Raw genomic sequence first — 221 nt, 5'->3', positions numbered from 1 at the left:
TCGCTCCACCTCCGTCCGGATATGGCGGCGATGAGCTTAATGCACTAACAAACCAATCGGTCCACTCGGTGGGGGCAGATCACAATGCCGATTTTCAAGAGACGCTTCAGCTTGTGGTGGGTTATGACAGGATCAGGATCAGAGTGAACCGCCCCGGCTTTCCCGGAGGCTCCAATTTGTGGGAAGGAGCTTTCTTTATGAGCAAGACCCGGAACAAGTTT

Annotated in this window: 1 protein-coding gene; it reads left to right on the top strand. The window is 53.4% G+C overall.

Annotated elements, in window-relative coordinates:
- Positions 1-221, top strand: a 221-nt coding sequence (locus AC0KVN_RS27805; RefSeq protein ID WP_483656901.1) for a hypothetical protein, incomplete at both ends; no start/stop codon positions are given.

This window comes from Sphingobium sp. SG1 (assembly GCF_057063145.1).
The sequence above is the reverse complement of the archived record's forward strand: the minus strand, read 5'-3'. Positions and strand labels throughout refer to the sequence as shown.